Annotated in this window: 11 protein-coding genes, 1 pseudogene and 1 CRISPR repeat array (1 of these 13 cut by a window edge); of the genes and pseudogenes, 6 read left to right on the top strand and 6 right to left on the bottom strand. The window is 56.2% G+C overall.

The window, feature by feature from the left end; genetic code table 11:
* Positions 1-1095: a CRISPR direct-repeat array (repeat unit 36 nt; unit sequence AGTTTAGCTAACTAGGATTTGTGCAGCTAACAGAAC); it begins 62 nt to the left of the window's first position.
* Between the two features lie 74 nt (positions 1096-1169).
* A protein-coding gene (locus LN050_10365) for an IS3 family transposase (GenBank protein ID UFS56134.1) occupies positions 1170-2299 on the top strand; the annotation gives its coding sequence in 2 pieces (ribosomal slippage) (positions 1170-1413 and positions 1413-2299; 1131 coding nt in all).
* 86 nt (positions 2300-2385) lie between these two features.
* Here the strand turns inward: LN050_10365 and LN050_10370 are convergent.
* Positions 2386-3237: a 3-hydroxybutyryl-CoA dehydrogenase gene (locus LN050_10370; protein ID UFS56135.1), complete on the bottom strand. Its 852-nt coding sequence runs from the start codon at positions 3235-3237 to the stop codon at positions 2386-2388.
* A gap of 146 nt (positions 3238-3383) precedes the next feature.
* Here LN050_10370 and LN050_10375 point away from each other — a divergent pair, with 146 nt between their 5' ends.
* Positions 3384-4988 carry a choline dehydrogenase gene (locus LN050_10375; protein ID UFS56136.1) on the top strand — a complete coding sequence of 535 codons (1605 nt, stop codon included), beginning with the start codon at positions 3384-3386 and terminating at the stop codon, positions 4986-4988.
* Between the two features lie 12 nt (positions 4989-5000).
* On the opposite strand, the gene LN050_10380 is transcribed toward LN050_10375, so the two are convergent.
* Positions 5001-6608, bottom strand: a complete 1608-nt coding sequence (locus LN050_10380; protein ID UFS56137.1) for a hypothetical protein — start codon at positions 6606-6608, stop codon at positions 5001-5003.
* Positions 6609-6749: 141 nt separating this feature from the next.
* On the opposite strand from LN050_10380, the gene LN050_10385 reads away from it, so the two are divergent.
* Entirely contained in the window at positions 6750-7703 is a 954-nt protein-coding gene (locus tag LN050_10385) for an MBL fold metallo-hydrolase (GenBank protein ID UFS56138.1), read from the top strand.
* A gap of 27 nt (positions 7704-7730) precedes the next feature.
* On the opposite strand, the gene LN050_10390 is transcribed toward LN050_10385, so the two are convergent.
* The 4 genes from LN050_10390 to LN050_10405 all read right to left on the bottom strand — a co-directional run bounded on the left by LN050_10390 (position 7731) and on the right by LN050_10405 (position 12427).
* Complete coding sequence (locus LN050_10390) at positions 7731-11024, bottom strand: methylmalonyl-CoA mutase family protein (protein UFS56139.1); 3294 nt, start codon at positions 11022-11024, stop codon at positions 7731-7733.
* A 250-nt stretch (positions 11025-11274) separates the two neighbouring features.
* Positions 11275-11472: a DUF2892 domain-containing protein gene (locus LN050_10395; protein UFS56140.1), complete on the bottom strand. Its 198-nt coding sequence runs from the start codon at positions 11470-11472 to the stop codon at positions 11275-11277.
* Positions 11473-11507: 35 nt separating this feature from the next.
* Positions 11508-11969, bottom strand: a complete 462-nt coding sequence (locus LN050_10400) for a YeeE/YedE family protein (GenBank protein UFS56141.1) — start codon at positions 11967-11969, stop codon at positions 11508-11510.
* The gene (locus LN050_10405; protein ID UFS56142.1) at positions 11966-12427 is read right to left on the bottom strand and encodes a YeeE/YedE family protein; all 462 of its coding nucleotides are present in this window, start codon (positions 12425-12427) and stop codon (positions 11966-11968) included. The genes LN050_10400 and LN050_10405 overlap by 4 nt, the downstream gene beginning before the upstream one ends.
* Before the next feature lie 88 nt (positions 12428-12515).
* Between LN050_10405 and LN050_10410 the strand changes: the two genes are divergently transcribed.
* From LN050_10410 to LN050_10420, 3 genes and pseudogenes are all read left to right on the top strand, one after another.
* Complete coding sequence (locus LN050_10410; protein UFS56143.1) at positions 12516-12761, top strand: metal-sensing transcriptional repressor; 246 nt, start codon at positions 12516-12518, stop codon at positions 12759-12761.
* 13 nt (positions 12762-12774) lie between these two features.
* Positions 12775-13228: pseudogene (locus LN050_10415) on the top strand (MBL fold metallo-hydrolase).
* A 222-nt stretch (positions 13229-13450) separates the two neighbouring features.
* Entirely contained in the window at positions 13451-13891 is a 441-nt protein-coding gene (locus LN050_10420; protein ID UFS57392.1) for a rhodanese-like domain-containing protein, read from the top strand.
* Positions 13892-13893 lie beyond the last annotated feature (2 nt).

The following is a 13893-nucleotide window of genomic DNA, read 5'->3' on the forward strand; positions in this document are numbered from 1 at the left end:
GATGAGTTTAGCTAACTAGGATTTGTGCAGCTAACAGAACAGAACACCACCTTCGATTGGCTGGAGGAGAGTTTAGCTAACTAGGATTTGTGCAGCTAACAGAACTGAGTGACCACGCACAGGGAACGCCCGAATAGTTTAGCTAACTAGGATTTGTGCAGCTAACAGAACTGAATGGGTTTTGGCACCTCAACGGCCAGCAGTTTAGCTAACTAGGATTTGTGCAGCTAACAGAACAATCCAACGTAGTACCACAGTCCGGTGTTTGAGTTTAGCTAACTAGGATTTGTGCAGCTAACAGAACAAGTGCAAAACCTGCGGGGAAGAATTCACAAGTTTAGCTAACTAGGATTTGTGCAGCTAACAGAACCGGTCAAGCTCTTGCGTGAGCGTGGGTCGGAGTTTAGCTAACTAGGATTTGTGCAGCTAACAGAACTTCACTACGTGACGGTGTATCGGCTTATGAAGTTTAGCTAACTAGGATTTGTGCAGCTAACAGAACTTGATGGTGTTATTGATCGCCTCATTGCGCAGTTTAGCTAACTAGGATTTGTGCAGCTAACAGAACAGTGCCGTGCGTGTGATTTGCGTTGGTCAAGTTTAGCTAACTAGGATTTGTGCAGCTAACAGAACCTAACGCCCTGGTTCTTGCATCAATGGTCAAGTTTAGCTAACTAGGATTTGTGCAGCTAACAGAACCAAGCCAGCAAACGTTGATGAGCAGCAAGTAGTTTAGCTAACTAGGATTTGTGCAGCTAACAGAACTGCTGTCGTCCACGTCCTCGTCGTCGGTGTAGTTTAGCTAACTAGGATTTGTGCAGCTAACAGAACTGGTGGTTGATGCAGACCAAGAGCTGAACGAGTTTAGCTAACTAGGATTTGTGCAGCTAACAGAACCTCGGCATCGTGCTGGCGTTGATCATCCTCAGTTTAGCTAACTAGGATTTGTGCAGCTAACAGAACTACCGAAGGATGCTTGACGCCTACTACCTGAGTTTAGCTAACTAGGATTTGTGCAGCTAACAGAACACGTCTGGGATAGCGGGCACGTCCAATGTCAGTTTAGCTAACTAGGATTTGTGCAGCTAACAGAACACGTCTTGACCTGCCCCCTCCCAGCCGTACCAAAGTAATGGCAGTTGGTCCGCAAATTTTGGAGAATTGCGGATATGAAGACCACACGATTTACCGATGAGCAAATCATCGGATTCCTCAAACAAGCTGAAGCAGGCATGTCCATCAAGGATCTCTGCCGCAGTGGCGGCTTTAGCCAGCCTACTTTTTACAAGTGGCGCTCCAAGTTCGGCGGCATGGAGGCCTCAGATGCTTCCAGGCTGCGGGATTTGGAGTCTGAGAACACCAAGCTCAAGAAGCTGCTGGCCGAGGCCCATTTGGACATCCATGCGCTCAAGAGCGTCTTCGGCGTAAAGCGCTAGCCCCACAAGTCAAACGCGAGGCGATTGGCAAGATGATCCAAGACCATCAACTGTCCGAACGCCACGCTTGCCGTCTTGTGAGGCTAAGCCGCGACAGCTATCGCAACCGACCCCAGCCAGATCAACTCAGCCGTGATCTGTGCGAGCGCATCGTGGACATTGCTCACGTGCGGCGCAGGTTTGGTTACCGACGCATCCATGACTTGCTGCGCCCAGAGTTCCCGCACGTCAACCACAAGCGGGTCTATCGGCTTTACCGTGACGCCAACTTGGCCGTACGCCGTCGCAAGAAGGCCAAGCGGCTATTAAATGAACGCGTGCCGCTGCAGTTGGCACAAACCGTCAACGAGGTGTGGAGCATGGACTTTGTGTCCGATAGTTTGTCCAACGGTCGCAGAAGCAAATGCCTGACGGTGGCCGATGACTTCAGTCATGAGTGCGTGGACATCGCGGTCGACTACGGCATCTCAGGCCAATACGTGACTCGTTTGCTGGACCAAGCTGCAATATTCAGGGGCTACCCGTTGGCTGTACGAACAGACAATGGCCCTGAGTTCACCAGTCGCGCCTTCATGGCTTGGGCAACGGCGCATGGCGTACGCCATATCTTGATTCAACCAGGACGCCCCATGCAAAACGGCTACATCGAGAGCTTCAATGGAAAGTTTCGTGACGAGTGCTTGAACGAGCAATGGTTTGAGACCTTGTCACAGGCCAGGGAGTGCATCGCTGAGTGGCGCAGAGACTACAACGAAGTCAGGCCGCACAGCAGCTTGGGCCGAATACCACCGGCTCAGTTCGCGCAACAGCACCGAGTGAATTCAAGTGCTGCTGCAAACACCAACCATCCAGTTTTGGAATAAAACCTTGACCCTGCAGACCAACTTCTAATTCAGTGGTACGGCTCGTGGGGGCAGGTCAGTAACGTAACTTAAGCAGCGTGCCTGCGTTAGTAGCTGTAAACGCCGCGTCCGGTTTTGCGGCCCAAGTAGCCTGCAGCCACCATTTCTTTCAGCAGCGGGCATGGGCGGTATTTGCCGTCGTTGTACTCTTCCACGTATACGTTCATCACCGCCAAGCACACGTCCAGGCCAATCATGTCTGCCAAGGCCAGTGGGCCAATGGGGTGGTTGCAGCCCAGCTTCATGCCGGCATCAATGTCTTCAGGGGTGGCCAAGCCTTCGGCCAATACAAAGAATGCCTCGTTGATCATGGGCACCAAAATACGGTTGACCACAAAGCCGGGTGCGTTTTTCACGGTAATGGGCGTTTTGCCCAAGCGCTCAGACAAGGCTTTAACGGCGTCGTGCGTGGCGTCACTGGTTTGCAGGCCGCGAATAATTTCAACCAGGGCCATCATGGGCACTGGGTTGAAAAAGTGCATGCCAATAAACTGCTCTGGGCGCTTGGTGGCTGCTGCCAATTTGGTAATGGAGATAGAGCTGGTGTTGCTGGCGATCAAGGCGCTTGGGGGCAGCTCTGCGTCGAGTTGCTGCAAAATTTTGACCTTAAGCGCCTCGTTTTCAGTGGCGGCCTCTATCACCAGGTTGCAGTCGTGCAAGTCGGCGTACTGGGTGCTGGCTTTAATGCGCGCCAAGGCGGCAGTTTTGTCGGCTTCGGTGGCTTTTTCTTTTTTAATCAAGCGGTCCAGGCTGCCCGCCACAGTGGCCAGGCCCTTGTCTACCGCTGCTTGGCTGATGTCTACCATCACCACGTCAATACCGCAGGTGGCGCAGGCTTGTGCAATGCCGTTGCCCATGGTGCCGGCGCCAATAATGCCAATGCGTTGAATATCGTTCATAACGTAGTGCTCCAAAAAAGGTGGGTGATAGGGTTTTGTGTCAATTGTGCCTGTTGCTTGGGCTGTTAGTGGGTGACTGGCGTCGCTTGTGCGTCGTTTGTATTTACGCCATGATTTGAGCAACACACAACAAGGAGAGACAAGCAATGCCAGATTTTGTAGTGGTGGGTGGTGGCTCTGCAGGCTGTGCACTGGCGGCGCGCCTGAGTGAAGACGCCAGCGTATCTGTGGTGTTGATTGAGGCCGGCGGCGACACCAACCATGTGATGGTGGACTGTCCTGCGGGCATTGCTGGCCTGGCCATGACTGGGCAGTTCAACTGGGCGTTTAATACCGAGCCACAAGCGCATTTGAACAACCGCGTGTGTTACCAGCCGCGCGGCAAAGGCTTGGGTGGCTCCAGCGCGATCAACGCCATGATTTATGTACGCGGCCACCCTATGGACTATGACGGCTGGGCTGCTATGGGTAATGCGGGCTGGTCTTACGCAGAGGTGTTGCCTTACTTCAAGCGCTCAGAGCACAACGAACGCGGCGCCAGCCGGTGGCACGGTAGCGGCGGCCCGCTAAACGTTAAAGACTTGCCAGAGCCCAACCCGGTGGCGTTGGCCTTTGTCCAGGCGGCGCACCAAGGTGGTGTGCCACTGCGCCACGACTTCAATGATGACGAGCAAGAGGGTGCGGGCATTTATCAAGTTACACACAACAACGGTGAGCGGCACACGGCGGCCAAAGCCTATTTGGCGCAAGCGCTCACGCGTCGCAACCTGACGGTGGTGCGCAACGCAACGGTGGATAAGGTGATGTTTGACAACGGGCGTGCGGTTGGCGTGCAGATTGTGCAAGACAACCACGTTCGCCAGATTAAAGCGTCTCGCGAGGTGGCTTTGTGTGCGGGGGCGTTGCAGTCGCCGGGTGTGTTGATGCGCTCTGGCATTGGCCCCGGCGGTCACTTGCAAGACATGGGCATAGCGGTGCAGCATGACTTGCCCGGCGTTGGCCAACATTTGCAAGACCACCTGGATGTGGTGCAACTGGTGAAGGCGCCGCATCTCACAGATTTAATGGGGCTGTCTGTGTCGGCGCTACCCAAAATGGTGAAGGGCTACTTGCAGTGGCGCAAGCACCGCACCGGCATACTCACGACCAATTTTGCAGAGGGCGGCGCATTCATCAAGTCTAGCCAAAGTGAGACCTTGCCAGACTTGCAGCTGCACTTTGTAACAGGCATGCTCAAAGACCATGGGCGAGCGCGCTTGTACGGCTTGGGTTACTCGTGTCACGTGTGTGTGTTGCGCCCCAAGAGCCGTGGCAGCGTCGCGCTATCCAGCGCCCATGCGCACGCCGCACCCCGCATAAATCCCAACTTTTTAAGTGATCCAGACGATTTGCGCCGGCTGGTGAGGGGTTTTGAGCGCATGCGTGAGCTGTTGCGCCAACCTGCTTTGGCAAGCCTGGGAGGGGTGGAAACCTCACCCACCAAAGACGTCATGGGGCCCAAAGCCATAGAGGCTTTTATCAGGGCCAATGCGGACACCATTTACCACCCAGTGGGCACTTGCCGCATGGGCGGCGGCCCATTGGATGTGGTGGACAGTCAATTGCGTGTGCATGGTGTGCAGGGCTTGCGTGTGGTGGATGCGTCCATCATGCCCACGCTGATTGGTGGCAACACCAATGCGCCCAGCATGATGATCGCCGAGAAGGCAGCCGACATGATGCTGGGCAAGCCTGCACTGGTTGCGTCGTAAGCGGTTAAGCGGTTAGGCGCTGCGCCAGTTAAGGCGCTTGACCACCACAATGGCGGCCACAGGCATGAGTACGCCCGCTGCAATGACGGTTAGCAGCAGTGGCGTGAGCGACTGGTAGTTGGCTGCCACGGTGATGACTTGGGTGGCGGGGTCACGCACTTCGCGCTCCAGCGTAAACAGTTGGTTGACATACTTGGTGCCCAAGCTGGCAGCTGACAAGGCCAAGTTGGTAAACGAGGCCATTACGGCAAAGTACGTTGCTTTAAGGTGCGCAGGCGCGGCGTTGGCTATCCAGGCCAGCATGGGGATCATGGCAATTTGCCCCAGCGGAGACTCCAAGGCGGTGTCGATAACCGCGATAAATCTTGCATCCACCACGCCGCCTGTCATGGCCGCTGTCCAGTGGTGCAAGCCCATGCTCATGCCCAGTGTGGGCAGCGACAGCACAAAGCTGGCCAGTGTCAGAAAGCCCACCACATACACAATAGAGCGCTCGGCCATAAAGCGCCTGAACGCAAACATACCGACCAGCGTGAGCACGCTGCCTATGAGTGATAGCACGCTAAAGAAGCTGCCGTCAAAGCCCAGCTCGTCTATGGTCCACCACGACACGCCTGGGCCAGCACTGGGCGTGGCGCGGTACATGAAAATAACCAAAGCAGTGCCTATCAGGGTGTTGCGTGCGGTGGTATCTAGCTCAAGCGTCAAGCGGCGCATCAGCCACAAAATAATGGCAGCTGAGCCCAGGAAAATAGCCTCTTGGCTGTAGGCCCAGTTGGATAGGCCAAGGGTGATGGTGAGGGCTACAAACGCGGCGCTGCCTATCAGGATGGTCCAGTTGGGCGAGGTGGCTTCAGTGCTGGGCCTTAGCAGCGCGCGTGCATCGGGTTGGCTTAATCCTCTGGCCATGTGCGCGGCCAAGTTGCGCGCGTATATCCAACGCGCACTGGCAATACCCAGCAGCGAAATAACAGGTATGGCCAATGCCATGAGGTAGACGCTTTGGTACAGCGCCAGCTTGGCTTGGCCGTCCAGCCCTTGCGTGTCACTGAACGCCCACAGGTTGATCAGTGCCACCACCACAGTGCCACCAATAATGGCCACGCGTCCCAGCGTTTGCATGGTGGTGTGCATGCGCTTTAAGGTGGCCGCATTTATGGGCTTGCCCTGGGCGTCAACGCGTGGCACGGCGTCTACTGTCATGGCGTCGGCTACAGCGTCTTGCAGCACATAGCCCACTGGCGATAACAAGGCTGCAAGAACGTACCAGGCGTTCACGCTCCACAGTGCAGCCATGGCGTCACGCTCACCGACAAGCGCTGCCATGATGAGCAAACTGGCGGCAATGAGTGCGGCACCCAACACCACCAACCACGACTTGAAGCGCCACAACAAGTCCACCAAATGCCCTATTGGTATTTTGAGTGACCATGGCACAAACGCCCAAAACCCAAGTGCCGCCAGGAACTCGGCAGACAGACCCAGGTAGTCTTTTACAAAGAAGGTGCCCACAATGCCGGTCAGACCCTGAATGCCAGCGGCCACGTACACCATGAGCGGAGGCAAATAAGACCAACGCATTTCGTCTCTAAGTCGGCTTTGTGAGTGGCTTTGTTGCATGGGGGTGGTTGTTGTGGTGGTGCCGGTAGTGGCTTTGCGTGCACTGTACCTAAAAGTGGGTTGTACCGGTATGGTGTTTATATGAGTAATAGCTTATATTTGTCCGGTCGTTAATAAATATTTACCTGTGGGAGCAGCGTCATGATGCGTTTGAAGGTGTGGCTAGGGCTTGTCTGTGTGGCGTTTATCAACTTGGCGGCAGCGGCAGGCGCGCCGCCTATGCTGTTGCAGCAAGTAGGCCCCAACACGTATTACGTGCAAGGTTTGGCGGCGCTGGGTAGCACACAAAACCAAAATTTCATCAGCAATGCAGGTTTCGTTATTGCCCCTGAAGGGGTGGTGGTGGTGGACGCACTGGGCTCACCCGCGTTGGCCAAGCGCTTGATTGCACAAATTAAGACGGTCACAGACAAGCCCATCACCGACGTCATCGTGACCCACTACCACGCTGACCATATTTACGGCTTGCAAGCGTTTAAAGAGGTGGGTGCGCGAATCATTGGTGAGCAGCGCGCCAAAGCGTACATCTACTCCGAAACGGCCAAGCTGCGTTTGCAGGCGTCTCGCACGGACTTGGCGCCGTGGGTGGATGCCAACACACGCATTGTCGAAGCAGACGAGTGGCTTGGCGGCAGTAAAACCCTGGAGCTGGCGGGCACCACGTTTCAAGTGGACATGGTGGGCCCAGCGCACACGCCTGAAGATTTGGCGGTGTGGGTGCCATCAGAAAAGGTCTTGTTTTCTGGCGACCTCATCTTCAATGGCCGCTTGCCATTTGTGGGGGGCGCCAATAGCAGCCACTGGATAGTGGCGCTGGACCAAATGCTGCAATACCCCGCTGAGGCGGTGGTGCCAGGCCACGGTAAAGCGTCTACCAACCCCCAAAAAGACATCACCCTGGTGCGCGATTACCTGAAGTACTTGCGCAAAACCATGGGCGAGGCCGCCGACAACCTCGTGCCGTTTGAGCAAGCCTATGACACCACAGACTGGTCAGACTTTGAGCCTGTGCCCATGTTCAAGTTTGCCAATCGCATGAACGCCTACAACACCTATTTGCTGATGGAGCAAGAGGCGCTGAAGGCGGGGCAATAGCGCCTGCGCGTCGCGGCAAAACAGTTGCTACATATTGCGTCGGTACTGCCCGCCCACCTCAAACAGGGCGTCGGTAATCTGTCCTAGCGAGCACACGCGTACCGCATCCATTAACACCTCAAATACGTTGGCGTTGTCGATAACGACTTGGCGTAAGCGCTCTAGTGCAAGTGGTGCGGCGTGTGCATGGCGAGCATGGAAGTCTGCCAAGCGCTTGAGTTGGCTTTGCTTTTCGTCGTCGGTAGAGCGGGCCAGTTCAATGACTTGCGGCGTGTCGTCACTGTTGGGATTGCGGAAAGTGTTGACGCCAATAATGGGCAGCTCACCTGTGTGCTTGAGCATCTCGTACGCCATGCTCTCGTCTTGAATTTTGCCGCGCTGGTAGCCGGTTTCCATAGCGCCCAGCACGCCGCCCCTGTCGGCAATGCGCTCAAATTCAGTGAGCACAGCCTCCTCGAGTAGCTCGGTAAGCTCTTCCACAATAAAGCTGCCCTGGCTTGGGTTTTCATTTTTGGCCAGGCCCCACTCGCGGTTGATGATGAGTTGAATGGCCATGGCGCGGCGTACAGACTCTTCTGTGGGCGTGGTGATGGCTTCGTCAAAGGCGTTGGTATGCAGGCTGTTGCAGTTGTCGTAAATGGCAATCAGTGCTTGCAGCGTGGTGCGAATGTCGTTGAACTGTATCTCTTGCGCGTGCAAGCTGCGTCCGCTGGTTTGCACGTGGTATTTGAGCTTTTGACTGCGCTCGTTGGCGCCGTATTTGTCACGCATGGTAACGGCCCAAATGCGCCGCGCAACACGACCCAGTACGGTGTATTCGGGGTCCATGCCGTTGCTGAAGAAGAACGACAAATTGGGTGCAAAGTCGTCAATGTGCATGCCGCGCGCCAAGTAGGCCTCTACAAATGTAAAGCCGTTTGATAGCGTGAGGGCCAGTTGCGAGATGGGGTTGGCGCCCGCCTCAGCAATGTGGTAGCCGCTGATGGACACGGAGTAGAAATTGCGCACGTTGTTGGCCACAAAGTACTGGGCAACGTCGCCCATAACTTTGAGGCTGAACTCGGTGGAGAAGATGCAGGTGTTTTGTCCCTGGTCTTCTTTCAGGATATCGGCTTGCACAGTGCCGCGCACGTTGGCCAGCACCCAGGTTTTGAGGTCTGCGTACTCGTCGTCTGTGGGTTGACGACCTTTGTCAGCCACCCATTGATCCACCGCCTGGTCAATGGCGGTGTTCATGAACATGGCCAAGATGCTGGGCGCTGGGCCGTTGATGGTCATGGACACGCTGGTGCTGGGGTTGCACAAGTCAAAGCCGCTGTACAACACCTTCATGTCGTCCAGCGTGGCAATTGACACGCCAGAGTTGCCCACTTTGCCGTAAATATCGGGGCGCAAATCGGGGTCGTTGCCGTATAGCGTGACCGAGTCAAACGCGGTAGACAAGCGCTTGGCGGGCATGCCTTCTGACAGCAACTTAAAGCGGCGGTTGGTGCGGAATGCGTCACCTTCACCGGCAAACATACGCGTGGGGTCTTCGCCTTCGCGCTTGACCGGGAAGGTGCCCGCTGTGTAGGGGAAGTAGCCCGGCACGTTCTCCAGCATCAGCCACTTTAGTATTTCGCCGTGGTCTTCAAACGTGGGCAAGGCGACCTTGCGTATCACCGTGCCTGACAACGACTTGGTGGTGAGTGCCGTGCGTATTTCTTTGCCACGAATGGTGCTGACCAGTTCGGGCGCGGCATAAGTGGCTTGCAAGCTGGGCCAGGTGTTGATCAGTTCCCGGCTGTCGGCATCCAGGTGCAGGTCGCGATAGGCGGCCAAGTCAAGTACGGCTTCAGCAGCCTTGGGGCGTCCGCTCTTGCCCAGTCTGAGCATCTCGGCGCTGGCACGTAGTTGCTGTATTTCACGCACCAGTTTGACTTGTTCCTTCACACGCGTTTTGTAGCCACGCACGGTGTCGGCAATTTCTGCCAAGTAGCGGGTGCGCGCTGGCGGCACTATGGGGGTTTGGTTGGAACTGTGGCGCACAGCCGCGTTGGGCAGCTTGCCGTCGTTCAGCGCCAGGCCCAAGCCAGCCAAGGTGGGCTTCATGGCTTGGTACAGCGCGGTTACGCCGTCGTCGTTAAAGCGCGACGCCATGGTGCCAAAGACTGGCATGTCGTCGGGCATTTTGCTGAAGTCTTCGCGGTTGCGCAGCACTTGCTTGGCGACATCGCGCAACGCGTCAGCTGCACCTTTGCGGTCAAATTTGTTAATGGCTACAAACTGGGCAAAGTCCAGCATGTCTATTTTTTCCAGCTGGCTGGCTGCGCCAAACTCTGGCGTCATGACGTACAGCGGCACGTCTACATGTGGCACTATGGCTGCGTCGCCTTGGCCAATGCCTGAGGTTTCCACCACCACCAGATCAAAGCCAGCGGCTTTGCAGCTGGCAATCACATCGGGCAGGGCTGCGGAGATTTCGCTACCAAACTCACGTGTGGCCAAGGAGCGCATAAACACGCGGTTGCCCGCGCGCCATGGGTTGATGGCATTCATGCGAATGCGGTCACCCAGTAGTGCGCCACCGCTTTTGCGCCTGCTGGGGTCAATGGAAATGAGCGCCACGCGTAAGCTGTCCTCTTGGTCCAAGCGCAAACGGCGTATCAGCTCATCCGTGAGCGACGACTTGCCTGCCCCGCCTGTGCCGGTAATGCCAATAACAGGCACCTTGGTGTGCTGGGCTTGCGCCCTGATGTTGGCCAGCAAGGTGGCATTGGCGCTGCCAGCTTCAACAGCGGTTATCAGCTGAGACAGTGCGCGCCAGTTGGCTTCGCTATGTCCTTGAAGGGCTTGCAAGCTTGTGGGCGCGTGTGCGTCTAGTGCCTTGTCGCAGCGCATCACCATCTCGCCAATCATGCCGGCCAGGCCCATGCGCTGGCCGTCTTCCGGGCTGAAGATGCGGGTGACGCCGTAGGCTTGCAGCTCTGCAATTTCGTCAGCCACAATGACCCCGCCGCCGCCGCCAAATACTTGGATGTGCTCGCCGCCTTTGGCTTTGAGCAAGTCCATCATGTATTTGAAGTACTCCACATGCCCGCCCTGGTAGGAGCTGATGGCAATGCCTTGCACGTCCTCTTGCAAAGCGGCATTGACCACCTCGTCTACGCTGCGGTTGTGGCCCAGGTGAATGACTTCTACACCCATGCTCTGCAGTATGCGACGCATGATGTTGATGGCCGCATCGTGACCGTCAAACAAACTGGCGGCCGTGACAAAGCGCACTTTGTTGGTGGGGCGGTAGTTGGCTAAGGCTTTGTAGTCGGCAGACAAATCGGTCATGGTGGGCTCGCAGGTTGGGCAGACGTCAGGCGTGGGTTGTTGATTGACGTTTACGTAAACGTTAACTGCAAATAGTATCTCAAGTTGGCCCGGTTTGGTCTAGGTCTGTCTGTCTTCCTGGTCTACCGTGCAAGGTTTTGTGTATTGTTGCGACCACATCGCTATTCAGTGCCTATTAGGTAGGCTAGCGTTGCGGTGCACAATAAAAAAAGGCCCTTGCGGGCCTTTTTTGCTGCTTACCAAAGCCCAGTTAATCGGGCTTTTTCAATGAGCACGTGTTGATGCCCAACAGGGCGTAAGGCGGGCAGCGACCGGCCAAACCTGTGGCCAGCGGCACAATGCCCAACAAGCCCCACCAACCCACTTGCTGTGTGGCCGCCAGTGCAATCAGTACCAGTCCAGCCACCACGCGAATGGCGCGCTCTGTTTTTCCAACGTTAATTTGCATAGCTCTTGTACCTTTTTAAAACCATTAAATAATTGTTAGCCGCGGGCGTTGTGCTTTGTCGCCAACCACATGCCGGCGGCCATAGCGGGTACAAACCACAGGTCTGGTGTGCTCAGCATGGCCGACAAGGCTGGCCCGGGGCAAAATCCGCCCAGGCCCCAGCCTACGCCAAAACAGGCGCTGCCAACAAGCAGCTTGCCGTCTATGTCACTGCGTGTGGGTAGCGCAAACGCTTCAGCCAGCCAAGGCTTGCCAGTGCTGCGTGCTGCGCGACCAAAGGCCAGCAGCGTTACCAATACAGCACCGCCCATGACAAAGGCCAAGCTGGCATCCCACGTACCGGCGACCTGGTCTGTAAACAATGCGGCGACATTCAAAAAGCCAAGGACCTTGGCGGGATCTGTCATGCCAGACCAGGCCAAGCCAACTGTAAACAAGATGCCGGCCAGCAAGCCGACTACAAAGGTCTTGGCGCTGCGCGCTTCTGTATTGTTCATGCGCCTACTCCTGCGATTAAACCGGTAACGGTAACTGTCAGCATGCCTGCGGCCATGAATGCGGCCACTGCTACCAATGAGCGTGCTGAGCGACGTCCCAGCCCGCACACACCATGGCCCGATGTGCAGCCGCTGCCGCGCACAGTGCCATAGCCAACCAACAACCCGGCAACCAACAACAGCACAGGGCTGCGATCAGCCAGGCCGCTGGTGATGTTCAGCATGTTGGCAACCACGACGCCACCGCCAACAAGGCCTATGAGAAAGCCTACGCGCCAGTCCAGCAAGGCCAGGCGCTTGGGGGTGTCGCCCGTAACAGCGCTTAAAGCGCCGGTGGCAATGCCGGAAATACCGGTGACACGACCAAAGGCCAACAAGACCAGCCAGCTGGCCAGGCCTATAAGAATGCCGCCTGTAGCCGCTTGAAAAAACGAATGCCCAAATAGTTCCACGTCCATCTCCTTAGATACTGTGGGGGGTATTATGCAATAATTCTGCTTTGCGTCAAAATATCAATTCTTTTTCGGCACGCACAGGTACAGCACCATGACCACAATTAACGATGTCGAGCGCAAAAGAGCACTGGTTTTGCGCCTCAAACGCGTAGAAGGCCAGTTGCGCGGTATACAGCGCTTGATAGAAACAGAACAAGACTGCGAGAAAGTGGCCCAGCAAATGGCCGCTTCGCGCAAGGCTTTGGACAAAGCGTTTTTCACCCTGGTGGGCTGCGTGATCGCCCAAGGCGAAGTGCCTGGCGACGACGTAGCCGCCATGCTGGCCAAATTTTCTTAAGGAGATATTCAATATGCCAACACCTATTCAACTGTTTGACACCGTATCCAGCACCTACACCTACATCCTATTTGACGAGACCACTAAAGACGCCGTCATCATTGACCCGGTAGAAGAGCTCATTGAGCGTGACCTGGACGTGCTGGCCCAATACGGCTTGCAGCTGCGCTACGCCCTGGAAACCCATGCCCACGCCGACCACATCACCAGCGCGCATCAGCTGGTAGAGCACACAGGTGCCAAAACCGCTGCGCCAGCAGGCTGCGGCATTACCACGGCCAACATACAGATGGAGCACGGCGACACCTTGATTTGGTGCAGAGGTCATCAAGGCGTTGCACACGCCAGGGCACACTGGCGGCAGCATGTGTTTTGTGTGGCGCGACCATGTGTTTACCGGCGACACATTACTCATCAATGGCTGTGGGCGTACCGACTTTCAATCTGGCAGCTCGCAAGACTTGTACCGCAGTGTGACCCAGCAATTGTTCACATTACCCGACGCCACCACCATCTGGCCGGGCCATGACTACCAGGGCCGCACACACACCACTGTGGGCTTTGAAAAAGCCAACAACCAACGCCTGGCCAACAAGACAATGGCTGAGTTTGTCGCCATCATGGATGGACTCAACTTGCCGCGCCCCAAGCTGATAGACCAGGCCGTGCCCGCCAACTTGACGTCGGGCATGCGCCATGACGCAGGTGAGCACCAGCAACTGGAAGTGCCGCTTGAGGCAGCAGGCTACGCTGGTGATGTGGACTGCGCCTTGGCGTGGCAATGGGTGCAAAACGGCGAGGCCGTGATTGTGGACGTGCGTACAGACGCTGAGCGCGAATGGGTGGGCTTTGTGCCGGGCGCTGTTAATGCGGCCTGGAAGCAATGGCCTGGCATGGCCATGAACCCTGACTTTGACGCGCAAGTCAAAGCTGCTGCCGTTAACGGCGCCAAAGTGCTGCTGCTGTGCCGCAGCGGCGTGCGCTCTATTGCGGCAGCCAAGCGCGCCACCGAGTTGGGCTTGCAGGCCTTCAATATTTTGGAAGGCTTTGAGGGCGACCCCAATGCGATGGCGCACCGCGGCAAGCGTGGCGGCTGGCGTATGCGTGGCTTGCCTTGGAAGCAAAATTAAGA

The sequence above is a fragment of the Comamonadaceae bacterium M7527 genome (assembly GCA_021044545.1).
In the GTDB taxonomy this organism is placed as follows: domain Bacteria; phylum Pseudomonadota; class Gammaproteobacteria; order Burkholderiales; family Burkholderiaceae_C; genus RS62.

What these genes read in the sequence shown, in the direction of transcription:
- LN050_10380 (UFS56137.1), bottom strand. Translation starts at nt 6,608, where the DNA reads ATGCAACAAAGCCACTCACAAAGCCGACTTAGAGACGAAATGCGTTGG.
- LN050_10420 (UFS57392.1), top strand. Translation starts at nt 13,451, where the DNA reads ATGCGCCATGACGCAGGTGAGCACCAGCAACTGGAAGTGCCGCTTGAG.
- LN050_10375 (UFS56136.1), top strand. Translation starts at nt 3,384, where the DNA reads ATGCCAGATTTTGTAGTGGTGGGTGGTGGCTCTGCAGGCTGTGCACTG.
- LN050_10400 (UFS56141.1), bottom strand. Translation starts at nt 11,969, where the DNA reads ATGAACAATACAGAAGCGCGCAGCGCCAAGACCTTTGTAGTCGGCTTG.
- LN050_10410 (UFS56143.1), top strand. Translation starts at nt 12,516, where the DNA reads ATGACCACAATTAACGATGTCGAGCGCAAAAGAGCACTGGTTTTGCGC.
- LN050_10385 (UFS56138.1), top strand. Translation starts at nt 6,750, where the DNA reads ATGATGCGTTTGAAGGTGTGGCTAGGGCTTGTCTGTGTGGCGTTTATC.
- LN050_10370 (UFS56135.1), bottom strand. Translation starts at nt 3,237, where the DNA reads ATGAACGATATTCAACGCATTGGCATTATTGGCGCCGGCACCATGGGC.
- LN050_10405 (UFS56142.1), bottom strand. Translation starts at nt 12,427, where the DNA reads ATGGACGTGGAACTATTTGGGCATTCGTTTTTTCAAGCGGCTACAGGC.
- LN050_10390 (UFS56139.1), bottom strand. Translation starts at nt 11,024, where the DNA reads ATGACCGATTTGTCTGCCGACTACAAAGCCTTAGCCAACTACCGCCCC.
- LN050_10395 (UFS56140.1), bottom strand. Translation starts at nt 11,472, where the DNA reads ATGCAAATTAACGTTGGAAAAACAGAGCGCGCCATTCGCGTGGTGGCT.